The sequence below is a fragment of the Aliiglaciecola aliphaticivorans genome (genome assembly GCF_054782055.1).
In genome coordinates this window covers 1-23657 of the sequence record NZ_BAAGTF010000053.1, presented here as the reverse complement: position 1 = coordinate 23657, position 23657 = coordinate 1, and the positions used below count along the sequence as shown (strand labels likewise).

Here is a 23657-nt window from a genome sequence, read left to right as displayed (position 1 = left end):
AATACATCGACTATTACAACAACGAACGCATTAAGCTAAAACTAAAAGGCCTGAGTCCGACACAATATCGAAATCAGGCCTTGGTTGCCGCTTAGAAATGAGTCCAACTTTACGGGGTCACTTCATAAGCGGCTTTTTTATTCTCTGCTATTTGTCGGGCAGAGCAATGAATTCGGGTGTTTTAGCTCCGAGGGAATTGATTTAAAATCCAATTCTGAAACTCATGGCCTAAAGACCCTGCTACAAGGTCGAGGGAATTGATTTACTAACCAATTCTGATATCTATGGCCTAAAGACCATGCTACAACGAGTGTTATGAAATGGTGCCGTTGACAATGGGCTGGAAGGCCGTAAGGCTATCCATGAGAGTGCTATTGCCTAATCCATTGGAAGGAAACAGGCTACTAAAATTGCCTTGCTCGCCATGTAACGCCATATAATTTAAGATCACGGTTTCCACTAGCAAATTTACGTTATTGGCCGCAGGCGTCGCAGCGGTTTCAACGGATGCATCACTGCGCATATAACCAATTTGTTGATGCTGTGCTTGTTGATCTGTGGTGGCGCCCATTAGTTGTGGTGTACCGTTGGGGTTGTAGACTAAAAAGAACGACGCTGCCGTGGAAGAATTATCACCGGTCCAGACTCCTTTTCCTCTGCCATCTTCAGAGTCGTCTATCATCCCGTTACTCGATACCGAGCCGTCGCTGCACACGTACATCATTAGTGGCACGCCAACGCGTGCCGCGTATTCCATGCAAGCTCCCATACAGCGACCCGCGCGTAGGTCACGTGTTTCCCCTACCATGCGATTACCGGTGTGATAATCAAAGCCACCCATGGTAATCGTACCCGCGCCAGCGAAACCGTTCATTACCAATTTCATAACCGCTGCGGTTTTGCGAAACTCACTATCACTGTCAAATTCTTGTTGGCTGAAAATGCCAGAAGAACCAACAATATCCTCATCCAATTCAGGATCAAGAGCAGATGGGTCGCCAAAGCGGTCGGTTATATCCGCACTTTTCACGTAACCACAACGGACCAAGTCTTTAATCACATCATCGGTGCTAATTTGGGTATTCACTTGGCCTAACTTCATGTCGCTGATTCGCTGAATAGACTCCATCACAGCCACTGAGTCTTGCTGGCTTAGGAGTCCAACCAAATCTCCGGTGTCCACTAAGCCAGTCACATCAGAAGGGCGGTCCACTTTAGTGGGCCGTTTGGCAGTATCTATCATTGAAACTGGTGACATGCTATTTCCACCCGAATCGGAATTTCGAGAACCGATTAAGGTTAACAAGGAGCCATCAGCCCCCACTTTATTAATACCGTACATTGGGTTGTGCGGGTTATTACCCGTATCATTTTCAGATCGCGCTGGAATAACGGCACCGTTTATATTGGCGCGGTTAGCTGGATTGACTTTTTCTAGAATACCCCGCAAATACGCGCTGTCGGCATGAAAAGCCAGGCCCAGTTCACTATTAATATAATCACTTAAGCCTGATGTTGGGTTCATAATTGACGGCACCATATCACCCGGTAGTCCGAGCTTGCTGTAGCCACCCGTGCTTAGGAAGTCCATTTGACCACCGCGGCCACCAACCAGCACATTTGAGCCTGCTATATTCGCTCCGCCAGCAAGATCAAAACAAATAAACGGAATTTTTCCTGCTCCTTGAGTTGCAATACCACAGTTGGCTTTTAAGGCTTCTAAATCACTCGATAATGCCGCATTTGCTTGTTTGGGATTGGCAAACATACTAAACACCGAGCCAGCCATTACCGTACCTAAACCTGCGGTAAAGCCCTGGGAAATAAACTCGCGACGCGTGACCGGTTTAGCGTGATCATCATGCAGCAGCTGAGCATCGGTGGATAAATTGTCAAATTTAGTTTTTTTCATATCTACGTACCTAAAACTCGCTACTTATTGGATTCTATTTATTGAATGAGCAGGGCGGCACTACCGATGGTAGCAGCACATGTCGCTTTAACAATGGTTTGTGTGTAAGTGGCATTACATACTTTATCGCCGCTACAGTCAGTTAGCATGTCGATCAAGCTATTCAATTCGTCACTCACCGAATCCCTCTGCGGTTGAGTCGCTATATTGTTACCAATGGCCCTATCTAGCAATGGCGTCAAAATGAGGTTTCGGTCTTGGTCAACAAAAGCCGTATCAGCCGGTTGAGTGAAGTCAAAACCTGTGAAGTAGATTGCCCTTAGATTGTCGTCTTCTACAAGTTGATCGCAATATTTGATTGCCATTTGTGTCACTGCCATTTGATTCGATGCTAAATAGCTATCAATATTGGTGACGCTAGGCAGTTGCTGTTTTAGTTTTTCAAAAGATGCCTTCACAGCAGCGTTATTCGTTGGTACACCGGTGACCACTGACATACTGGCATTGATTTCAGCAAAGTTTCGTACCCCGATATCTGCTTGAGGTTCTAAATCTATGGGGGACGCAGCCGCTGGTGGGTCGGCTTCTATCACAACATTTGTTGCACTACCAAGTTGTTCAAAGGTTAAGAAAAACTCATCGGCTTCGGGACTTTTTTCGATGGCAACCGTGGTTCCTAGGGATGATAGGGCTTGACCTTCGCCGGGGATATAATCGCTATCACTGATTAACACGTCTAAGTTTTGGAAAACTTGCCCTGCGGCTACTTCACGTCCATTTAAGCCGATACGCATCCCTTGCATAGGAACCGATGAAATACTGGCGTTGTCGTCTAGACTAATGAAAAAGGGTTCGGCGAATAGGTAACTGTAACTATCAAACTGACTCACTTCGAGCACCACATAACTTTGCGCAATATTGGTGTGTTCAGTTACGTTGAACAATAGGAAAAACTTCTGGCCGATTCCGGCCGCAAAGTTCTGTGCTATTTGTTCTGCGCTTAAGGTTCTATTGTGCACCGCCACCATGCGAATTGAGCCTGCCCACGGAATATCACCGGACACTTCGTTACCAAGCACAAAGGCATAGGTATCATTCCATTCGTTAAAATTGCCGATCTCTACATTATCAGTTACCCCTGAATGCACACCATTTACATAGATTTGGCGACCATTAATAGGATCATATGTCAGCACCACGTGTTGCAAACTGGATTGCAGTAATTCGTCTCCATCAGCAGTCGATAAGGCACTTTCTCCATTTGCATCGGTATTGCTTGTTCTTAATAGATAGTCATAGTTATACAAGGTTTGACCCAGGGTGAAGTTACGGGTTTGTGCCCCTCCAGAGTAGCTAATAATGCGGGCTGGACCTTCTTGAGTTACGTTTGCCGGTACTACCCAAGCTTCAATCGACATTTCTCCCGTAGCGGTTAACAGGGTATGTAGTTTTTTACTGCTAGCGGTGCTGCCTTGAGCTTTGCCGTCTACCATTTGCAAGCCCCATCCACCAATCCAGGAAACATCACCGCTTAGGGTCAAATCAATGGCGGGTTCAACGCCACTGGTGTCAAACGCAGTGGTACCTGAGCCGGTCTTAAATTCCCATTTGGCAATGAGATCACTTTCAAATCGGCCGCCACCTGTGGCCAAAGTGCCATCAAAAAGCGTCAACGCTTGACTGTTTACCAGTTCGGGGGCTAATTCGGTTACTTCGATACCATCAGCCATCCCTTGAATCGCGGCAGTTAACTCACTGGCATCACTACTACAGTTACTCCAACAGTTATGAAATTCATCCCTAAGGCGGCCAACAAATCGTGAGGATGCTGGCGTGTCTAAACTGATTCTGGCTTTCGACGCTAGGTAGGCTTCATCAACATCACTGGAGGCAAAGTAAGGGGAGATTGGTACGCTTGCTGAATTCGTGTGGCAACTGGCACAGTAGGTTGTTAACAACGGGTATACTGTTGAGGCAAATAAAGCACTATTTTCCGGGAAGTTTTTGTTGGCTCCAGGAGACTTCAATGTGGGGGCTTCCAGCTGGATCTTATTCGCCGTGACATCGTTATCAGCCCAATTAGCGATCCAAGTTGTCATAATATCAGCACAAGCCGAAGGACTGGTTAACCAACAATTGTGGCCTCCAGCCACTTTAGTCACCAAAGTAGAGGTTTCTGGCTCGTCTAAATTTACCAGTGGGTTGGTGGCCGCATAGGCAAGGTTAATATCATCAGCTCTTACAAATTCAGGGGATTGACCGCTTTCTATGTGGCAGGCTCCGCAGCGCTCAGCACTACTTATGTTATCCCATAAATTAAGTTTGTAACTTTGCACATCGTCTGTATTTGCTGGAGGACCGGAATAGCTCTCTCCAGGTTGAGATATAGGGGGAGGGGTTGGGGTTTCTTCTACTTTTGCACCACTCCCACCGCAGGCGCTGAGCAGCAAAGTAAGTGCTGTAATTATGGTGAGTTGGAGTATTCTGGAGTGCAATAAAAACCTCATTGTTAACTCCCTTTACAATAGTTGGCGGCATCTGCAAATACCTGCTTAATCTGATATCCGCTGCCTTGGAAGTTCACCACCATAGCATCCACCTGACTCCAATCTTGACTATCCTGGGGAGCTCGTAAACATACATTTTCAAATACTTTTTTCACCTGGCATTGGGAAAACTGCGCGCTGTGAGCAAGTTCTTGGCCCATACTTTTAGCACCGTTACCGCTGCCGGGCAAACTCTCATCCCAACCTAAATTTTTATTTAATCCCGCGCGCCAATAGTTGTCCCACTTATCATCTTGAATCATAAAACCGTAGGGGAAGTTATTGCCATTGATTTGGTGTTTAGCCGTTACCCGAGAACCGGTTTGAGGATCAATTTGACCTTCTTGATTGTAGCTTAAATAGCCACTCTCCCCATCAGGGTCGGCTTCAATGTCATAATCGTATTCATAATATGCAAAAGCCTGCGCTAAGGGATCCATTCCCGAATGGCAACCGATACAGGAGTTTAAAAAGATTCGGCTATCACCACCTGGGCTGCGACTCACGTCCTGGCGGATACGATCCGGTACACGACTCGTGTCTTTGACGCCTTCTAAATCCGTACATAAATGATTTATTAACGTGAATCGAAACATGGCTCGGTTGGTACCATCTTTAAAAAAAGATTTTGCAGCGGCTCTGGTGGTTAGCACACCAGCCGTTGCATGCTCTGGCAACCCCGTCATGGCTGTTTGTGTGGTTGCAACTAACTCTTCACTGAGATCGACTTCTTGGTCTTCCATGGCTTGATAATGGGCGTTGTTATCGATTCCATAGTCAGGAATGTCGAGGGAGGTATTACCTACGTACAAAATATTGCCGCTTAAAATTAGGCGGAAGTCTATATCGTCCCGGGCCATGCCTATTACTGTTGCAGTGTAATCATTCAAGGGGGCAAAAATGTCAGCTTCTTCGTTTGTCCAAGGCGTTATCCAATTTTTCAAGGTGACATTATAAAAAGCCGGATTATCCATGGCTAAATAGGCCGCTTCTTGATTCTTTCCTTGTTCAATAAGGCCGCTCATCTGCTCAAGGACCGATGAGGTTGCTGGCACACCAGCTAGACGATTATGCATCCGCTGGGCCTGTTCTGTAGGGCCTGCAAGGGCGTTAAGGTGACAGAACATTAAAACCAGAAGCGCTAAACCAAAGAAGTTAGCTGTGAGCCGAAGGGGAAAAAGGCGCGAATTCCTCTTTTTAGATAAAACTGTTTCCAAACTGGTGCTCCTCAATGCGATACACATAAAAATAGTCGAATTTGCCAGCAAGGGTAAATATGACAGTCTACTATTGGGTGTTAATATTTATACCCAAATTACCTTTCAACTTCACAACTTCAAAGAAGGTTAAAGCTCTTGTCGCTATTTCTCATTTCAAAATAGAGGTGATAACTTAGTGACTATATCAAAGAGTCGGAATCTAAGTTATTGATCTTAAGGTAGGTAGCAGTTTCTGGGCCAGTTGCGAAAATTAAGGCTTACAAGGTCATTTTTGCGCTACTGGGAGGCAATAGGGACAGTATTTTCGTATTCATCGGCCTACACTTTTAATCTTCTGGAATCACTTTAATGACTAAGTAATTTAAAAAGTATAATAAAAACAGTAAGGTAGTGGGTTTTAGTGATGGTGGTAATGGCGTGTTGAATCGGCGACACTCTATTGAGCTGTGGGGCGATAACAGGATTTAACAACTTTTTTTGACCTTGATGTTAAGTAACAGGTTATCGCTAAGGTATTAAAAACTATCACTATGCATCAATACTAAAATTGTTTTATTCAGCACTTAATGAAACAATTTACTTAATGGAATACCGTTGAATTGTAATTCAAACTAAATTGACTGACTGATGTATTGACGGGTATTAGCAAATTGTCGTGAAGCAGAGACAGTTTAAACTTGTTTGCTAACGATGGATAATTGATATCTTTGAGTTCCTAAACTCAAGCAAATAATTAACATTCTATACCCGTTGTGAAGCATTAGTTTCCCGCGAGAAAAGGTTCAGCGATATTTATGCCATGTATTTTTAGCCAGATCACAACAGAAATGATTCGTAAGGCCGTGCTTTTGACGGTTGTTTGCGCTTTTGTTAGCAGTTGTGGTTCTGATGAACTATTGGTGACTTCTTCTCAAGAGCCTGATCCTGTGGTTGTCGATATTCCCATTGCATACGTTAAACGTGCTCTCCCCCTTGATGAAGATGGCGTGTTAATTACCGATGATTTAACAGAGCCTTTCGCGTTTTTGCCCGGAGCTGCTCTGTATATAAAACCTCGGGCTTCCGCCAGTGTTGATGAAACCAACATTACTGACCGCGCATTTTATACCCAAGAACAAATTGAACAAGCCACAGTCGATAGTCCCTTAGCCGGGTATGATGTCAAAGATGTGGATGTGTCTTATGACTCTGAACGATTAGTCTTTGCTATGCGAGCGCCTGCCATAGAAGATGCAGATGACGATGAACAGCCCACTTGGAATATTTGGGAATATAATCGTGTTTCCGATGAATTGCGTCGTGTCATCAGCTCTGATATTCAAGCCGAAGCAGGTCAAGATACTGGGCCAACCTATTTACCTGATGGTCGAATTGTATTTAGTTCAACTCGTCAGGCAGGTAATCAAGCTATTTTGTTAGATGAAGGCAAGCCGCAATACCAAGGTTTAGATGAAGGCTTAGATGAATATGCCTCAGTTATCCATGTGATGGATAGCGATGGTAGCAACATACAACAAATCTCTTTCAATCAAAGTCATGATTTAGATCCTGTGGTGCTATCCAGTGGTAAAATTTTGTTTAGCCGCTGGGATCAAGCGGGTAACAATAACAGCATCAATCTTTATCAAATGAACAGTGATGGTTCAGGTTTAGAAATTTTGTATGGCCGGCACAGTCATGATAGTGACCGCACTGATCAGCTATTACAGTTTGTTAAAGTCCGCGAATTGCAAGACGGTACTATTTTAAGTGCCATTCGTCCCTTCCAGAGCGACACCATAGGGGGGGATTTTGTCAGCATTGATTACTTGAATTATATCGATAATAGCCAAGGGATAGCGTCCCAGTCTAATTTGACTGGGCCGGCACAAACCCCTGCACTGTTTGATAATATTGTGATTGATGGCAGTCTTTCATTAGCAGGGCGTTTTGCTTCTGTTTATCCCCTTTGGGATGGCAGTGAACGGGTTATATTTAGTTGGAGCCAATGCCGCGTCTATGATCCTGAGCAAGAAGTGATTGCCGGTGAAGTTGTTGAACGGAAAATCTTGCCTTGTGATGACAGTCACCTGGAAAATCCAGATATTCAACAAGCACCGCTTTTGTTTGGTCTTTGGATGTACGACGGCATTGAGAATACGCAGCTACCTATAGGTGTGCCTGTAGAAGGTGAAATGTACACTGAAGCCGTAGCAATGGGGGAACGTGCCTATCCGGCCAGTGCTCAGATAGCAGAAGAATATGAGCAGGCATTGGCCGATGAAAATTTGGCAAAAGTACATATTCGAAGTGTTTATGATTTTGCTGGCGTCGATTCTTCCTCACAAGGAATTGCTGCCCTGGCAGATCCGACTCAAACGCCTGCTTTACAGCGACCTGTGCAGTTTCTAAGAGTGGTGAAATCGGTATCCATCCCTGATGATGATGTAAGAGATTTTGATGCTTCCGCATTTGGACGTAGTCGCGGCCAATTAATGCGCGAAATTATCGGTTATGTTCCTGTACAGCCGGATGGTTCGGCTTTATTTGAAGTTCCGGCAAACTTGCCTTTAGCATTAAGTTTGGTGGATATTAATGGCAAACGTGTTGGTGCTCGTCATCAAAATTGGCTGCAGTTTGCACCCGGCGAGGTGAAAACCTGCAATGGTTGTCATACCCAGCAAAGCACCTTACCCCATGGTCGTTTGAGTGCAGAAGCGGAATCTATTAATTTTGGTGCAAGCGCAACAGGAGTACCTTTCCCCAATACAAATCCCGCGTTATTTGCTGATTTTGGCGAGACTATGGCGCAAACTGCAGCACGAATTAATGGAGCTGAGTACCCTCAACCAAATCTTGAATTTAATGATATTTGGACTGATCCAGCTATAGCTACACCCGCTGAGTCATTTATCTACTCTTATGCAGACTTATCCTCTCCTTTGCCGATTACAACGGCTTGCGCAACAAATTGGACAAGCCTATGCCGAATTCAAATTAATTATCCTGAATCTATTCATCCTATTTTTGAGGTGACACGACAAGTCATTGCCGAAGATGGCCTGACGGTAATAGAGGATAATACCTGCGTGAGTTGTCACTCGCCAACAGATGAGACAGACATGGCTCGGGTGCCCATTGCACAACTTGATTTAAGCGGCACAGCCTCTACGGACAATCCTGATTACCTGACTAGTTATCGTGAACTTATGTTTGCCGATCTTGAACAAGAATTGCGGGAAGGAGCCATTGTTGATCGGTTAGTACAGGTGCTTGATGGTAATGGAGAGCCCGTTTATGAGCGCGATGAAGACGGTGAGCTTATTTTAGATGCCGAGGGTAATCCTATCCCTATTTATCAAACAGTCGCTGTAGCAAATACTTTGAGCACCAATGGGGCTCGCAGTAGCGCTGCCTTTTTCAGCCTTTTTGAGGCCGGAGGCAGCCATCAGGGATGGTTAAGTCAAGCTGAGTTGAAACTAATCGCTGAATGGCTGGATATTGGCGCCCAATACTATAATAATCCCTTTGCAGCTCCGGCAGATTAGTAGATGGAAATGATGGCAAAGTGGATCGCCCTGATTGGGTTAGTGTTAATGATTAAAGTGGCAAATGCCGAAGAGCAATTTCCTGAGGTTCAGATAGTTGAACCTTATATCGATATGCGCACAGGACCAGCGCAAGGTTATCCAATTTTTCACGTGGCCGAAAAAGGCGAGTGGATAAGTATTCTTAAACGTCGCACAAGTTGGTTTAAGGTGCGAACGGTTAAGGGGAAAGAAGGCTGGGTATCACTCGATGAGCTTAGGTTGACTGTGAGCAGTGTTGGTGAACCGGTGCAGATTGAAGATGGCAGTTTTAGCAGTTATCAACAGCGTAATTTTGAATTGGGTGCCAGTGGCGGTTCCTTAGACGGTGTGCCTTCTTTGAGTGTTTTTGGTGCTTGGGTGGTAACAGAGAATATCGCTGCAGAAGTGAGTTATAGCCAGGCATTGGGTGACTTTTCGGAAAATCAATTTGGGTTATTAAGTGTGACCCATACTACCTTCCCTGAATGGCGCATATCTCCGTATTTTCGCCTTGGTTTTGGACAGATAAAAACTAAACCTAGAGCGAGCTTAGTGCAATCTGGAGAAGAAACCAGAACCAACGATCTATTGGTAGGGGGAATTGGCGTGCGGTATTACCTGGCGCAGAATTTTGTTGTGAAATTTGAATATCAAAACTTACTGGCGCTGACTGAGCGTGATGAAAATGAGGAGCTTGAAGAGTGGAAACTCGGATTTGCAGTTTTTTTCTAGGAGCCATTTTAATTGGCGCTAGCAATTTTGCGTTTGCTCAGGCTGACAACAGAGCCTCTGTGCAGAATGTTATCGAGCCTGATTTGAAACGCCGAGACATAAATGAATCGAATATTGACACTGAGGATTTCGAAATTGGCTTGTTTGCTGGGGTAATTAGTATCGAAGATTTTTCCTCTAGCTCATTAGTGGGGGCAAGATTAACTTACCATGTAAATGAAGATTTTTTTGTTGAAGCGAATTATGGACAAGCTACTGCTGGAGAAACCAGTTTCGAATTGCTAAGTGGCGGCGCGCCTTTTTTAACTGAAGAAGAGCGCGAATATAGTTTTTACGACCTCTCGTTGGGTTATAACCTCAATGGCGAAGTGTTTTTTAGCCCTAATTGGGTATTTAATTCTGCGACATATTTTACCGTAGGCGCAGGTAGTACAGAATTCGGCGGTGATAATCGTTTCACCGTCAGTGTTGGCGCAGGATATCGGTTGTTATTAACTGACTATTTTGCAGTACATGTGGGAGTTAAAGACCACATTTTTAATAGTGAAATTATTGGCGAAGAAAAAACTACCCATAACATCGAGTATGGACTCGGTGCGACGTTTTTCTTTTGAGCCTTTTAAATAACAGAATATTTGACGGAGTATTGTCATGAATTCAAAACCTTTATCTAACTTTGTTTTATTGTTTATTGCGGTAATGTCGTTAACCTTATTAACGGCTTTTACTACCGGTGCTGCTGAGCTGCAATCCGCTCCAGATTTTACTTTAAAGAGTAACAGTGGGGAAAATTTGCGACTAGAGGAGCAGCAGGGCAACGTGGTTATTGTGAACTTTTGGGCGTCTTGGTGCGCACCATGTCGGGAAGAGTTACCACATTTCGATGCTATGCAAAAAGAATATGAAGATCTTGGCTTTACGGTTTTAGCCGTAAATGTAGATGAGCACCCAGAGAAAGCAAACAATTTGCTCAGAGATATTCCCGTAAGCTTTCCTGTATTGTTTGACGACCTTGATAAAGTCAGCAAATTATACGATGTCAGAGCAATGCCGACTACAGTCATTATTGACCGAGATGGTAATAAGCGTCTAACCCATTATGGTTATAAAAGTGGTGATGAAGCTAAATATGAAAAAGTGGTTAAAGCTTTACTTAGAGAGTAAGCACTTACTTTTGTTGAATCTACGGTTTAATAAGTGAATAACAAGGATTGATGATGAATAAACAACTGCTTCGATACAGTCTAAGTGGATTGCTCTTCACTAGTGTGTTGTTAATCAGCGGCTGTGCTACGTCTATTGAGCCATGGGTAAAGCCCTATGAAAGGGATAATTTGGCCGATCCAATTATGAGCGCAAACCGCAATCCTGTTTCCTCTAGTTATACCATGCACGCATTCCAGGCGCGAGAAGGTGCGCGGGGTGCGGAAGGTGGTGCGGGTGGCGGTTGTGGATGCAACTAGAGCGCAAATGACCATGAACCAATCCAAATTAGCCTTATTCATTCTAATCTCGCTATTGCTAATGGTTTCATTTAGCACTTTCAGTGCTGTGTTACCCCAAGAGCGCGCTGATGTGATGTATCATTCCTATGAAGGTGACGGTATGTCCATTGATGGACCATCGGTTTTAGTGCGTAAACAAATTGGCAATAAGGTGTCGGTTTCTGCTAACTATTATGTCGATATGATTTCAGGCGCGTCCATTGACGTCTTAGCCACAGCCAGTCCTTACGAGGAGGAACGCACTGAACATAGTGTGGGTGTCGATTTCTTGCATAATAAAACCTTAATGAATGTTAATTTTACCAGCAGTTCAGAAAACGATTTTGAAGCCCGTTCGGTGCATTTCGGTATATCTCAAGACTTTTTCGGCGATCTTACTACCTTAAGTATGGGCTATTCAAAAGGCTGGGACGAGGTAGGTAAACGGGGCGATGAGAATTTTTTTGAAGAAGCCGAGCGTCAACAATTTCAATTTGGCCTCACACAAGTACTCACAAAAAACATGATTGTTGGTATTAATTTCGAAAACATTTCAGATGAAGGTTATCTAAATAATCCCTATCGTTCAGTTCGATATGTTGATCCCACAGCAGATCGAGGATATCGTTTTGAAACTGAGGTCTATCCAAATACCCGCACCAGTAACGCGGCTGCAATCAACCTAAATTACTATTTAGCTTATCGCGCCAGTATCTACGGTGAAGTGAGGGTATTTTCCGATACCTGGGGAATCGATGCCAATACCTATAAACTTGGCTACATCCACACCTTTGGGGATGACTGGATTTTAGATTTACGGGTTCGACAGTATCAACAAGACAACGCCGATTTTTATCAAGATTTATTTTCTCGCAGTGCTGAATTTAACTATCGTGCCCGGGATAAAGAAATGAGCTCATTCAAAAATACTTCTATTGGATTGAGCGTGACCTACGAATATCAGTTTTCTCCGAGTTCTTGGTTGAAAAAAGGTACCTTAAATTACGAATTAGATCATTTGCGCTTTCAGTATGATGATTTTAGAAATGTTTTGGCTGATGCACCCGTTGGGGAAGAGCCTTTGTTTGAATTTTCCGCTAATGTGACACGCTTATATGTGTCATTTTGGTACTAGGCGACGAGATGATACCGATGAAACTACGCACTTTTATCCTAACAATTGTGCTGTGCGCCACTGCGTGGCATAGCAATGCACAACAAGCCGGTGGCGATGAACAGCAAACGGTGGCAAAACAATTACAGCAATTGAGAAAAGAAGTCATTGCCCTTAATCGCGATTTATTCGTACTTGAAGAAGATTTACTTTTCCCGTCGAGCACTCAGGTGGTCGTTTATCTTTCTGTAGATGTAGGTACTTATTTTAAGTTAGATGCTGTAGAGCTAAAAATTGATGACAAAGTCGTCACTGAGTATCTTTACACAGACCGCCAAGTCGATGCCCTTTATCGTGGCGGCGTGCAACGTTTACATATTGGCAATTTGGCCCAAGGGGAGCATCAAATTAGTGCGTTTTTCATTGGATTAGGGCCTGAAGGCAGAGAATACAAGCGAGCAACTAGCTTCAACTTTAATAAAGACAGTGATGCTAAAGCGTTAGAATTAACTATCAATGACGCTACCGGTAGCCAACAACCTGAATTCAACGTGGTAGAGCTTTAGTGACAGGAATTTTGGCAGATGCTTAAACCCTATCTAAATCGACTAAATGCTTCGCTATCAGTATGTGCTTGGCTACTGTTTAGTAGTCCTATTGTGGCGGCGCAAAAATGCGAGACAGGGTTAGTCGATAAAGCCTATCAAGAAGTCTTATACTACTATTTTCAACACGATTTTTATCAGGCATTAACCCAGTTCGAAATTCTTCAGCAGGCCTGTCCAGATTCCTTATCCAGTATTAGCCAACCAGGGGTTGACCCCTATCTACTCAAGGGCGGAATCAGCCTAGCCTATGGTTTAGATGATCAAGCTGCTGATATCTTTAGTCGGTTATTAACTACTGCCGCCCCGTTAGAAACCCAAATCCAAAGCTGGTTTCTTTTAGGCAAATCTTTGTTTGAGAAACAGCAATACCAAGCGTCCGCCAATATTTTAAACAAAATCACCATTGATAACGCAGATGAGTATTTGCATACATTAGACAAAGACCAGTGGTTGTATATGCAAAGCCAACTTTTTAATTGGCAGATCACCCAATCTATTACCGCCGCACGGGACAATAGTTATTGGTTAGACGAGTTATCTGAAGACTCGGTTTATCGTCAGTACGTGATTTACAATCAAGGCTTGCATCAATTGCAATCTAATCAATATGCCGAAGGGGTCCAGACCTTAGAGCAAGTAGGCTTAGCTGATAAGAGTTTTTTGGATAGTTTTTTGGGCGGCTGGTGGTCGCCATTGACGGTTGTAGATCAAACTGAAACCGATGCACTTCGAGACAGAGCTAACCTCACTATTGGCTATGCCCATCTTAAAAATCAGCAAGCATTGGAGGCATTAGACGCATTTAACCGTGTGCGCCTTGGTAGCTTAGACTCAGATTCCGCATTACTTGGTTACGGATGGGCAGCGGCGCAGAGAGAAGAATATCAAATTGCCTTATCAGCATGGCAGCGTCTGCAACAACAACCTCGCAGTAACGAATATGTAATGGAGTCATATTTAGCTTCAGCTTATGCGTTTGAACAAGCATTTGCGCCCACACAGGCATTAGAAAATTTGCAGCGAGGATTGCAACGCTTTGCCTCTGAAAAGCAAATGCTGCGTGCAAATCAGCAGGAAATTAATGATCAGTATTTTATTCAACTAGCTAATACCGCTGACTGGTCTGAGCAAATACCGGCCCACTTATCGTCGATCATGCTCAGCAGCGAGTTTCGAAATCAAATGAGCTGGCTTGAAGAAAGTTTAGGATTACAAAGTCGATTTGATAGATGGCAACAGCAGCTTAATACATTCAGTTTAATGTTAGACGAGCGCGAAAAGGAAGCACAGTCAAGACAGCAGACCCTTAAACAAAGTGATTTATTATCTAAATTACAACAATATCAAGGTCTACGGGAGCAATTGCACACTAGGTTAATCAACGCAGAAGATGAACCGCGAATTTTATCCGATGAACAAGAATTGGAATGGCAATCTCGGCTAGAACGGGCTAAGCAACGACACAAAGAAATCAGTGAAGCCTGGTTGAGATTAAATAAGAAACCGTTAAAACCCCGCTATGTTGCGCGCTTAAAACGGTTAGAAGGGATTATGCTCTGGAATGCCTCTGAATCTTATTCAACACGGCGTTGGCAAGCACAGAAAATGTTAAATGAAGTAGACGAGCTAATTGCACAAACGGCTCAACAGCAAAATCAGCTTATTGCACAATTAAACAAGACACCTGAATACCCAGCACAACGTCAAAGAATTGCGGAGCTTCAACAAACTCTTGAGTTACAGCAACAACAGACTCACAGAATACAAACTCAACAGTTAGCCAGTTTAAATGCATTATTTAAGGAACAAATACAACAACAAATCGACCAATTAGAGAATTATGAACTGCAAGCTCAGTTGGCCATTGTCAGACTCAATGACAAGGCCTTCAGAAAAGCTGAAGCCGATAGACAGGGAGCCAAACAATGAGCCATCCTGTTTGTCAGCTAATGTCCTTGTTTTCACTCACAACCTTGCGCTCGTTTATTGTCGTCTTGGGGAGTTTTTTCTTAGCAGCATGCGCTGGGTTGTTTGACGAACCGCCCGCAAGCAATCCTGTGGAAAAGCGTAAGACCCTGGGAGAGTTGTATTTCGAACCCGTTTCCTTGAATCATGATCCTTTGCCAGATCAGGGGCTGAAGACCTTACGCGATGCCTATGTCAATTTACTTGAAATTGTGGATGATCAAGAAACCATTAAAATTGTTCAGTATCGTTTGGCTGATTTAGAAGTCTTGCTTGCAGAGCAGCAACAAGAGGTTGGCGCTTCCCCGTTAGACAGAGGCGTATACGACTTAGCGATTGCTCAGTACCAATCTATTTTGGAGCGTCATCCACAGCAGAGGGAAAATGCAGAAGTACTGTATCAACTGGCCAAAGCCCATGATTTACAAGGTGAGTCCCAGCAGAGCTTGGACGTTATTGATGAGCTCCTGAGACAATATCCGAATACACTTTATTTGGCTGAATTACAGTTTAGACGAGGTGAAATCCTATTCAATAACCAAGATTATGTCAGCGCTATCCAAGCCTATCAAACCGTCCTTGATCAAGGACCGAATACTGATTATTTTATGACCGCTGCATATATGTTGGGCTGGAGTTATTTTAAGCTGGAATTGTATGAAGATGCGTTAATAGCCTTTACCCAGTTGCTTGACCAAAAGCTACCCAATAGTGTGATTGATTCGCAGATGTTAAGACAGTTAAATGCGCAGCAACAACTAGAAAGGTTGCCAGTAGGCGAGAAGCGTTTAGTCAATGACAGTATCCGTATTATGGCGTTGTTGTTTTCCTATCAAGGTGCTGAACAAAGTGTAAAAACCTTCTATCAGCAAGTAGGGGAGCGTCACTATGAGTATTTACTGTATGATCGTTTAGGCCAACAGTTTTTAAATGAAGATCGGTTTCGAGACAGTGCATTGGTTTATCGCGGTTTTACCGACGTACATCCTGAACATAATCAAGCTCCGGTCTTCGCGGTGAAACAAATTGATGCCTATATCCTCGGTGAATTTCCCACCTTAGTGTTGCCAGCCAAACAAGATTTTGTTGACCAGTATGGGATTAACGGACCTTTTTGGCAGGAATGGGGACAGTTGATTCAAGAAGATGTGAAGCCCTTTCTAAAAAAATATATTCAAGAACTCGCACAGTATGAGCACAGTAAAGCTCAGTTACTAACTAAGGCGGTTAATCAACCCACCCAAGAACAGTTAGATAAAGTTGCAGATAATCGTCAAAAAGCACAGGTGGCTTATGCCAAGGCTGCCAGCCTTTATTGCGAGTTTATTGAAACCTTTCCCTATGATGACTTAACGCCGCAAATAACCTTTAACTTGGCAGAAAGTTTATTTGAAGCGCAAAACTATCAACAAGCAATTGTTGCGTATGAACGCTATGCCTATGAGTACCTCAACGAACCCAAAGCTGCAGAGGCAGGATATGCGGCCATTTTGGCGTTCAGGGCGCTGCGAGAAGGTCTAACCGATGCCAGCTTGCAACAACAGTGGCAAGATGAACAACTCGCCAGCCAGCAACAGTTTGTGAATCGCTTTGGCGCTGATCCCAGAGCCGTTGATGTGCAGTATGACACCATGCAGCAGCAGTTTGACCTGCAACGTTATTTACCTGCAATTAGAAGTGCTGAAACGATTCTGGCTTGGCAGCCCGAGGTCAATCCCGAACGTAAAATGGCGGGGCAGTTAGTAATTGCCCATAGTGAGTTTGCTCTCCAGCAATATCAGCAAGCCGAATTAAGTTATGAGCAAATTTTAGCCCAGTTAACCCAAGATGATCCCAGATATAACGATATGCTGGAACGATTGGCAGCAAGTATTTATAAGCAGGCAGAAGCTAATTTAGGCAAACAATACCTTGCATTGGCAATTGAAGATTTTTTGAGGGTGATTGCTAAAACCCCCACAAGTAGTGCGCGGGTCAATGCGCAATATGATGCCGCTACCTATTTAATGGAAATGCAGCAGTGGCCTGAAGCCATAGGTTTGCTTGAAGATTTCAGAGTACGCTTTGCGTCACATCCTTTGGCCGAAAATATCCAAGAAAAATTGATATTCGCTTATCAACAAAACCAAAATTGGTTGCCAGCTGCAGACGAGTTAAAACAGTTATGGCAAGCCAACCCAGATTCAGAAGAAGGGCGTGAAGCTTTGTATATTGCCGCTCAATATTATCACAAAGCCGAGCAGCGGGACTCTGCTCTTGATACGTACCGTACCTACGCCCATCGCTATCCATTACCATTTGATGAAGTCACCGAAGCACGTTTTCAGATGAGTGAGTTTTACCTGCAAAGTAATGAACCGAGCAAACGTCGCTTTTGGCTCAAAAAGCTCATTCAAGGAGATGCACAGGCCAGTGTAGATCGCACTGACCGTTCTCGTTATTTAGCGGCAATGGCTTCAATGGTTTTCGCTGAAGATAGTGTACAAGCGTTCAATCGGGTGAAATTATCTTTACCATTAAATAAAAGCTTAAATAAAAAGCGTCAGGTTTTAGATGAAGCTCTGTCGGCCCTAAATGCAACCTTAGAATATAAAATTGCGGAATTTAGTACAGTCGCCAATTTTAAAATTGGTGAAATATATGGACAGCTCGCCCGGGATTTAATGGATTCAGAACGACCTAAGGGGTTGTCCGCACTAGAATTGGAGCAATACAATATACTGCTAGAAGAACAAGCTTATCCATTTGAAGAACAGGCTATTAATATTCATGAAGCCAATATCCAGCGAACTTGGCAAGGTGTGTATGATCGTTGGGTAAAAGAAAGCTTTGATGCCCTAAGTGAGTTGTTGCCTGGCCGCTACAATAAACAAGAACAGTTGTCGGAGGCCAATAATGGGATCTTCTAACTCTCAGTCAACATATGCTCAATTACTGTTTCAAGGTTGGCGTGTTTATGTCTGCGTTGCACTGATGTTGGGTTTGTCAGGTTGCGCTAGCATGGACAGTTTGTTTAGCAGCCAAGAAACATCCGAAACTAGAACAGCAGAAATTGAGACTGACCAACAAGATAGTGCCGCTACTAACGAGCCTGAGGTCGTCCCATTGGATCCGATGCAGGCCAAGCTATTAGCGCTCAGATCACAACCGAACCTATATCTATCGGGTTCAACGCCAGTAACCGCAGCAGTCAAATACCAGTTCGACCAAGCCCTCGCTGCCAAGCGTTCTGGAAAACTCAAATTAGCCGAGCAGTTGTTACAAGCGTTAATTGTTGAAGAGCCTTCTTTATCTGGTCCCTGGGTACAGCTTGGGGATCTAAACATGCAACAATTTGCAGATAGTAAAAATACTGATCTGCAACAAAAACAAGCCTATTTAGTGGCCGCTAAGGACGATTATCAAAAAGCACTTAGTTTAAATCAACACAACTATTTTGCTCACAATCGTTTAGCCAAAGTGTTTCGAGAAATGGGTGAGTTCGAACAAGCAGAACAACACTATTTGTATGCAATTCAGAGTTATCCTGCTTATGACAATGCGTATTTAAATTTGGGTATATTGTATGATTTGTATTTAGATAAAAAGCAACTGGCCCTTGAAAACTATGAGCTTTACCAAGCATTTCAAGATAAACCTAAACGACAAGTTAGGGGATGGATTGCAGACTTGAAGCGACAGTTAGCAAAAACTCAAAATGGAGTTAACCAATGAAAATTGTCTTAGCCATGATAAGCTTTTCATTCATTACTATTTTTAGTTCTGTTAGTGTGATGGCACAATCTGAGCAGCCAGTTTCCGATGCTAATCAAACTAACACACAAAAAACGCAAAAAGTGACTGAAGTGAACGGTAAAATACTGATCCAAGATACTATTCGTGGAAATAGGGAACAACCAAGAGTGTTGTCTATTGTACCTTGGCAACCTCCACGAGATAAGGCATCCCTACCAAGCCCATTTGTTAAACGAATAGAGCAGGACTTTGTGCCCATCGACCGTGAAGAGTTTTCCCGAAAAGTAACGCACTTTGAACGAGCAAAGGGTAAAAAATAAAAACGTAACGGCTTAACACCTAAGCAGAAAAGTTATTAAATGTATTAACTGTGTGGTTAATCCCATACGCTAAAGTCAGGCAGTAACACGTAGACTGTCGGTATTGCAAAATTAAGGTAAATTTATGGATATTATAGTTCGCTTCTTTCAAGAAGGTGGTTCCTTTATGTTTCCCATTGCTGTGGTTCTGGCATTAGGCGTCGCTATCGCAATTGAGCGCTACGTGTTTTTAAGCAATGCTAAAAAAACCAATCAAAAAGCATTTAAATTAATTGAACCTATGTTGGAATCGGCTAACTACGAAGGCATTTTAACCTTCGGTAAGTCGAACCGTGCCCCCATAAGTCGCATTATTGGTGCTGGTATTGCCAGAATGTCTTTAAGCCAGCGTCGTGAAGATATTGAATATGCCATGGAGGAAGGTTTGATGGAGACCACTCCGCGTTTGGAAAAGCGCACCGCTTACCTAGCCACATTGGCAAATATCTCCACCTTGTTAGGTTTGTTGGGAACCATTATCGGCTTAATTGCCGCGTTTTCCGCAGTTGCAACTGCCGACCCATCTGAGAAGGCGAGCTTGCTTTCACAAAGTATCTCAGTCGCTATGAATACCACCGCATTTGGATTGATTGCGGCTATTCCGTTGCTAGCTTGTCACTCCATATTACAAACCAAAACCACCGAGATTATCGATAGTATGGAAATGGCCGGGGTGAAATGTTTGAACACGCTGATGGGGCGTCAAGCAATTTCTAGTCGTTCTCGTGATACGGATTAATTTCAGATGTTGGGCAGAAAAAAACGTCTGCAAAAGCAGGATGCTGAACTAGATATCACGTCTTTTATGAACTTGATGATAGTGTTAGTGCCAGTGTTGCTGATGATGATGGTATTTTCACGGATCACTGTGGTAGAGCTCACATTACCAGAGCTTGGTGAAGCATCTGAGCAATCTGATTTGGATGAAAAAGACAAACAGTTGGAAATTATTGTGCGCCAGACGGGGCTCGAAGTGTTTTATCCGCAAGGCTATTTGGTGAAAACAATACCGAATGTTGAGCAAGAGTACGATTATGAAGCCTTGCAATACGTATTAAAGCAAATTAAACAAACACTTAAAAATCAACAATTAGAAAAAAATCAGGCCACGCTATTACTAGAGCAAGATATTCCTTATCAGGTGATTGTAGCCTTGATGGATACCACCCGTTCTTATGACGAAGTGGTGGTGGCGTCTGTGGTACAGGCTGAACTGTTTCCGCAAATTTCTTTGGGTGATGCGCCAATCGAAATCCCATCGAATCCATCTAACCAAACCCCATAGCAGAGGATAAGCGATGAAAAAATCAGTACGCGCCTCTCGTATGGAGAGACATCACAAACGTATGGCGCAAACCTCAAAACTGAGTTTAGTGTCATTAATGGATATTTTCACCATACTGGTGTTTTTCCTAATGTTTAATGCATCAGATGTACAGGTTTTACAAACAGACAAAAGTGTTAAGTTACCTGAATCTAATGCTGATACCGCGGCACAGGAGACGTTAGTATTGTTGGTTAATGCTGAGCATATTTTATTGCAAGGTCAAAAAATGGCTGATGTTGCCCAGGTTATGTCGCAGCCAGAGGATATTATTCCTGCTTTAGAAAAAGAACTCACTTATCAAAAGAATCGTACAAAAATTATTGCCGTCGAGCCTAATGAAGAAGAGGATCCTAACGAGATTGCACGGGCTATTACAATTATGGGCGATCAAGCCATACCCTATAGTTTGCTTAAAAAAATAATGCAAACATGTGCGCAAGCTGGCTACACCAATATTTCTTTGGCAGTGGAGCAGAAACTACCTGCACAGGGGGAGCAATGAGCACCCTAAGTCAAAATCCATTTAGAAGTCAGTTGCCTTGGTCTTCCAGTGAACAAGAAAATACGTTTTTTAATAAACTAACCTTAGGGGCTTTAGGGATTACCCTCATTTTGGCCTTAACCGTTAAGTTGCAACAGTTACCCGAGCAAACGCGGGAAGAGAAAGAGCGAGTGCCTCCTCAACTGACACGAATTATTGAAGCACAAAAAGTTGAGCCACCTAAACCCATAGAGCCGCCAAAACCTATTCCGGATGAGATCCCTGAAGTGAAAAAAGATCCACCGAAAGAAGAGCCAGAACCGCCAAAGCCAGAGAAAAAGGCGGAAAAGCCCCAAGAAAAACCTAAAGTAGAAGTTGAAAAACCGACTGATGCTGAACTCGCCAACCAGGCAAGGGAAAAGGCGAGCCAAAGTGGCTTGCTGCAATTTACCGATGATTTAAACAGTATGCGCGATCAAGCCAATATTAACAATTTGGCAGATACCGAAATGATCCAGGGTGCCGGTAAAACCAATGAGCAACAACGGGCTTTTGTGGGAAAAAAGGTTGCGGATAAAAGTGGTGGTTTAAACACCAGTGCTTTATCTAGCGATGTAGGTGCTAGAGGGCAATTAGAAGGTCGAAAGACTACAGAGTTTGATGCGCCCAATGAAGGCTTAGCGTCTCTAGCGGCTAAAGAATTAGTGACCGAAGATACGGTGTTAGGAAGTCGAGATATTGAGTCGATTCGTAAAGGCTTTGATGCAAGCAAAGGGGCTTTGTACACCATTTATCGCCGCGCCTTAAGGGATGATCCAAGTTTGCAGGGTAAAATTACCGTTAACTTAGAAATCGCACCAGACGGTTCTGTGAGTAAAGTCACTTTGGTATCCAGTGAATTGGATTATCCAGAATTGGAAGAAAAGCTACTGAATCGGATTAGATTAATTAATTTCGGTGCAGATCAAGTGACTGCCACCATTTTGGATTATTCCTTAGATTTCTTCCCATTTTAATTAACGTGTTACCAATGATGCTTGGTTGTAGCTCCCACCTGTATATAACCCCTGTAGCACGGACTTCAGTCCTTGGATATCAGCTTGCAGTGATTTAGCCCCTGTAGCACGGACTTCAGTCCGTGGATAACAGCTTGCAGTGATACCGTTTAAGGCCACACCTCCACGGCATAAATACCGTGTTATCAATGATGCTTGCGTGTAGCTCCCACCTGCAATTCAACTCATCTACCTCATCGCGATAATACAAAGCAGCCGACAAATATTGTATCTATTCATTAATCAACGTAAACTGCGCGCCAGAGCTGGTCAAGACAATCGCCGCCTTGTTACTTTCGGGTTTTCAAGGGGGAGGAAAGTCCGGGCTCCAACGGGCAGGGTGCCAGATAACGTCTGGGCGGCGTGAGCCGACGACAAGTGCAGCAGAGAGAATACCGCCTAAGCGCGCAAGCGCCGGTAAGGGTGAAAGGGTGCGGTAAGAGCGCACCGGGCCACTGGTAACAGTTGGTTGCAAGGTAAACTCCACCCGGAGCAAGACCAAATAGGGTTCCTTATGGTGCGGCCCGCATTGGAACCGGGTAGGTTGCTTGAGCCAGTGAGCGATTGCTGGCCTAGATGAATGATTGTTAATCTCTTTGAGAAATACAGAACCCGGCTTAATGACCAGCTCTAACTAAAACCTTAAACCTTTAAAAATCAATTGGTTATGGTTTTGAGTTGTAAATTAAAAAGAGTGTTACAAACAGTGTGACACAAAATGAGACACAATAAAGTTCCCCATACTATTTTAAGAAATGGTATTTACTACCTCAATATTCGTAATGGTAATAGTTGGCTAAAGATATCACTTCGAACTAATAAGCCATTGATTGCATTCGAAATTATTGCTACCTTGCTATCATTCTCAAAGTCCGCAAAACAGCTCACAGTTATGGATAAAGATAAAGTTCGATTGCTTATAGATTCGACAAGGCAAAAAATCATTAATGCCACTAATGCCGTTCTAGATAGAGAGGGTGAATTTGGTGACGAGTGTCTAGATCAATACATGCGTTATTACCACCGAATAATGCAAGCTGTCGAAGGCTCTTCTTCTGCTCCATCTAATTTTAGTGAAGAAGTCCCCCAGCCAGATTCATTCAGAGAGTTTAAATTAAAACGAATTTTTAATTCAGATATTGAAATTAAAGATCAAGCAAGTTCTTTATTAAATAGATTAATAAAAATTGATGATTCTGGTTATCGGGAAAAGCCCTATTTAGAAAAAGATTACGTTGTAGTGCAGGATATTTTAGAAGAAATATTAGTAGTAGCGAAGCATATTAAATCTTCATTAGTTAAGGGCAATGTTGGTGCGGCAAAGGAATCGATTAAAAACTTGCCTGATGTAGACACTTCACCTGATTATTATGAATGCAAAGACCGATTTTTAGAAGCTGGTAAATTAGGAAAACTTTCTAACACTAGCAAAGGGAAAAGGGAGCTGTAATCCCCCCAGAAAGTCGGAGCAGTTTTAAGTAGAAATTCCCGTTAAACTAAAACGAAGGAGTTTTCTATGCGTAAATCGAGATATACCGACAGTCAGATCCTGGCGATCATAAAACAGAATG

At 43.3% G+C, this 23657-nt stretch carries 20 protein-coding genes and 1 other RNA gene; 18 read left to right on the top strand and 3 right to left on the bottom strand.

All coding sequences use genetic code 11. The annotated features are described in order from the left end of the window. On the top strand, window positions 1-95 hold a 95-nt coding region (locus tag ACYVIL_RS19355), incomplete at its 5' end, for an IS3 family transposase (protein WP_460312743.1). Window positions 96-313: 218 nt separating this feature from the next. Here the strand turns inward: ACYVIL_RS19355 and ACYVIL_RS19350 are convergent. The 3 genes from ACYVIL_RS19350 to ACYVIL_RS19340 are packed head-to-tail and all read right to left on the bottom strand — an operon-like array spanning window position 314 to window position 5534. Then, entirely contained in the window at window positions 314-1912 is a 1599-nt protein-coding gene (locus ACYVIL_RS19350) for a hypothetical protein (RefSeq protein ID WP_460314294.1), read from the bottom strand. A gap of 38 nt (window positions 1913-1950) precedes the next feature. Beyond that, complete coding sequence (locus tag ACYVIL_RS19345) at window positions 1951-4419, bottom strand: LamG domain-containing protein (protein WP_460314292.1); 2469 nt, start codon at window positions 4417-4419, stop codon at window positions 1951-1953. A 2-nt stretch (window positions 4420-4421) separates the two neighbouring features. Further along, entirely contained in the window at window positions 4422-5534 is a 1113-nt protein-coding gene (locus ACYVIL_RS19340; RefSeq protein ID WP_460314290.1) for a hypothetical protein, read from the bottom strand. Between the two features lie 938 nt (window positions 5535-6472). Between ACYVIL_RS19340 and ACYVIL_RS19335 the strand changes: the two genes are divergently transcribed. The 17 genes from ACYVIL_RS19335 (at window position 6473) to ACYVIL_RS19255 (ending at window position 23536) form a co-directional block, all read left to right on the top strand. Next, window positions 6473-9205, top strand: a complete 2733-nt coding sequence (locus ACYVIL_RS19335) for an HzsA-related protein (RefSeq protein ID WP_460314288.1) — start codon at window positions 6473-6475, stop codon at window positions 9203-9205. Between the two features lie 9 nt (window positions 9206-9214). Then, window positions 9215-9958: an SH3 domain-containing protein gene (locus tag ACYVIL_RS19330; protein WP_460314286.1), complete on the top strand. Its 744-nt coding sequence runs from the start codon at window positions 9215-9217 to the stop codon at window positions 9956-9958. After that, on the top strand, window positions 9928-10572 hold the full coding sequence (locus ACYVIL_RS19325; RefSeq protein WP_303472677.1) for an outer membrane beta-barrel domain-containing protein: 645 nt from the start codon (window positions 9928-9930) through the stop codon (window positions 10570-10572). Before ACYVIL_RS19330 ends, ACYVIL_RS19325 begins: the two co-directional genes overlap by 31 nt. A gap of 37 nt (window positions 10573-10609) precedes the next feature. Further along, window positions 10610-11122, top strand: a complete 513-nt coding sequence (locus tag ACYVIL_RS19320; RefSeq protein WP_303472675.1) for a TlpA family protein disulfide reductase — start codon at window positions 10610-10612, stop codon at window positions 11120-11122. Between the two features lie 50 nt (window positions 11123-11172). Further along, window positions 11173-11421: a DUF4266 domain-containing protein gene (locus tag ACYVIL_RS19315; RefSeq protein WP_460314283.1), complete on the top strand. Its 249-nt coding sequence runs from the start codon at window positions 11173-11175 to the stop codon at window positions 11419-11421. After that, on the top strand, window positions 11399-12577 hold the full coding sequence (locus ACYVIL_RS19310; RefSeq protein WP_460314281.1) for a DUF3570 domain-containing protein: 1179 nt from the start codon (window positions 11399-11401) through the stop codon (window positions 12575-12577). Before ACYVIL_RS19315 ends, ACYVIL_RS19310 begins: the two co-directional genes overlap by 23 nt. 8 nt (window positions 12578-12585) lie before the next feature. After that, complete coding sequence (locus ACYVIL_RS19305) at window positions 12586-13122, top strand: hypothetical protein (protein ID WP_460314279.1); 537 nt, start codon at window positions 12586-12588, stop codon at window positions 13120-13122. Window positions 13123-13140: 18 nt separating this feature from the next. Further along, window positions 13141-15093 carry a hypothetical protein gene (locus ACYVIL_RS19300; protein WP_460314277.1) on the top strand — a complete coding sequence of 651 codons (1953 nt, stop codon included), beginning with the start codon at window positions 13141-13143 and terminating at the stop codon, window positions 15091-15093. Next, window positions 15090-18038: a tetratricopeptide repeat protein gene (locus ACYVIL_RS19295; RefSeq protein ID WP_460314275.1), complete on the top strand. Its 2949-nt coding sequence runs from the start codon at window positions 15090-15092 to the stop codon at window positions 18036-18038. The genes ACYVIL_RS19300 and ACYVIL_RS19295 overlap by 4 nt, the downstream gene beginning before the upstream one ends. Beyond that, window positions 18025-18843 (top strand): tetratricopeptide repeat protein, encoded by an 819-nt coding sequence (locus tag ACYVIL_RS19290; protein WP_460314273.1) that lies wholly within the window; start codon window positions 18025-18027, stop codon window positions 18841-18843. Before ACYVIL_RS19295 ends, ACYVIL_RS19290 begins: the two co-directional genes overlap by 14 nt. Continuing rightward, window positions 18840-19184, top strand: coding sequence for a hypothetical protein (locus ACYVIL_RS19285; RefSeq protein WP_460314271.1), 345 nt, complete (start codon window positions 18840-18842; stop codon window positions 19182-19184). The genes ACYVIL_RS19290 and ACYVIL_RS19285 overlap by 4 nt, the downstream gene beginning before the upstream one ends. A gap of 124 nt (window positions 19185-19308) precedes the next feature. Beyond that, entirely contained in the window at window positions 19309-19962 is a 654-nt protein-coding gene (locus ACYVIL_RS19280) for a MotA/TolQ/ExbB proton channel family protein (RefSeq protein ID WP_303472662.1), read from the top strand. A 6-nt stretch (window positions 19963-19968) separates the two neighbouring features. Further along, a complete protein-coding gene (locus ACYVIL_RS19275; protein ID WP_303472660.1) occupies window positions 19969-20508 on the top strand; it encodes an ExbD/TolR family protein in 540 nt (179 codons plus the stop codon). 13 nt (window positions 20509-20521) lie between these two features. Continuing rightward, entirely contained in the window at window positions 20522-21052 is a 531-nt protein-coding gene (locus tag ACYVIL_RS19270; protein WP_303472658.1) for an ExbD/TolR family protein, read from the top strand. Further along, the gene (locus tag ACYVIL_RS19265; protein WP_303472656.1) at window positions 21049-22047 is read left to right on the top strand and encodes an AgmX/PglI C-terminal domain-containing protein; all 999 of its coding nucleotides are present in this window, start codon (window positions 21049-21051) and stop codon (window positions 22045-22047) included. The genes ACYVIL_RS19270 and ACYVIL_RS19265 overlap by 4 nt, the downstream gene beginning before the upstream one ends. Before the next feature lie 301 nt (window positions 22048-22348). After that, window positions 22349-22722: RNase P RNA component class A (gene rnpB / locus ACYVIL_RS19260), an RNA gene on the top strand. A gap of 82 nt (window positions 22723-22804) precedes the next feature. Further along, window positions 22805-23536: a hypothetical protein gene (locus ACYVIL_RS19255; RefSeq protein WP_460314267.1), complete on the top strand. Its 732-nt coding sequence runs from the start codon at window positions 22805-22807 to the stop codon at window positions 23534-23536. Window positions 23537-23657 lie beyond the last annotated feature (121 nt).

What these genes read in the sequence shown, in the direction of transcription:
- ACYVIL_RS19350 (WP_460314294.1), bottom strand. Translation starts at nt 1,912, where the DNA reads ATGAAAAAAACTAAATTTGACAATTTATCCACCGATGCTCAGCTGCTG.
- ACYVIL_RS19345 (WP_460314292.1), bottom strand. Translation starts at nt 4,419, where the DNA reads ATGAGGTTTTTATTGCACTCCAGAATACTCCAACTCACCATAATTACA.
- ACYVIL_RS19340 (WP_460314290.1), bottom strand. Translation starts at nt 5,534, where the DNA reads ATGCATAATCGTCTAGCTGGTGTGCCAGCAACCTCATCGGTCCTTGAG.
- ACYVIL_RS19335 (WP_460314288.1), top strand. Translation starts at nt 6,473, where the DNA reads ATGCCATGTATTTTTAGCCAGATCACAACAGAAATGATTCGTAAGGCC.
- ACYVIL_RS19330 (WP_460314286.1), top strand. Translation starts at nt 9,215, where the DNA reads ATGATGGCAAAGTGGATCGCCCTGATTGGGTTAGTGTTAATGATTAAA.
- ACYVIL_RS19320 (WP_303472675.1), top strand. Translation starts at nt 10,610, where the DNA reads ATGAATTCAAAACCTTTATCTAACTTTGTTTTATTGTTTATTGCGGTA.
- ACYVIL_RS19315 (WP_460314283.1), top strand. Translation starts at nt 11,173, where the DNA reads ATGATGAATAAACAACTGCTTCGATACAGTCTAAGTGGATTGCTCTTC.
- ACYVIL_RS19305 (WP_460314279.1), top strand. Translation starts at nt 12,586, where the DNA reads ATGATACCGATGAAACTACGCACTTTTATCCTAACAATTGTGCTGTGC.
- ACYVIL_RS19300 (WP_460314277.1), top strand. Translation starts at nt 13,141, where the DNA reads ATGCTTAAACCCTATCTAAATCGACTAAATGCTTCGCTATCAGTATGT.
- ACYVIL_RS19295 (WP_460314275.1), top strand. Translation starts at nt 15,090, where the DNA reads ATGAGCCATCCTGTTTGTCAGCTAATGTCCTTGTTTTCACTCACAACC.
- ACYVIL_RS19290 (WP_460314273.1), top strand. Translation starts at nt 18,025, where the DNA reads ATGGGATCTTCTAACTCTCAGTCAACATATGCTCAATTACTGTTTCAA.
- ACYVIL_RS19285 (WP_460314271.1), top strand. Translation starts at nt 18,840, where the DNA reads ATGAAAATTGTCTTAGCCATGATAAGCTTTTCATTCATTACTATTTTT.
- ACYVIL_RS19280 (WP_303472662.1), top strand. Translation starts at nt 19,309, where the DNA reads ATGGATATTATAGTTCGCTTCTTTCAAGAAGGTGGTTCCTTTATGTTT.
- ACYVIL_RS19275 (WP_303472660.1), top strand. Translation starts at nt 19,969, where the DNA reads ATGTTGGGCAGAAAAAAACGTCTGCAAAAGCAGGATGCTGAACTAGAT.
- ACYVIL_RS19270 (WP_303472658.1), top strand. Translation starts at nt 20,522, where the DNA reads ATGAAAAAATCAGTACGCGCCTCTCGTATGGAGAGACATCACAAACGT.
- ACYVIL_RS19265 (WP_303472656.1), top strand. Translation starts at nt 21,049, where the DNA reads ATGAGCACCCTAAGTCAAAATCCATTTAGAAGTCAGTTGCCTTGGTCT.
- ACYVIL_RS19255 (WP_460314267.1), top strand. Translation starts at nt 22,805, where the DNA reads ATGAGACACAATAAAGTTCCCCATACTATTTTAAGAAATGGTATTTAC.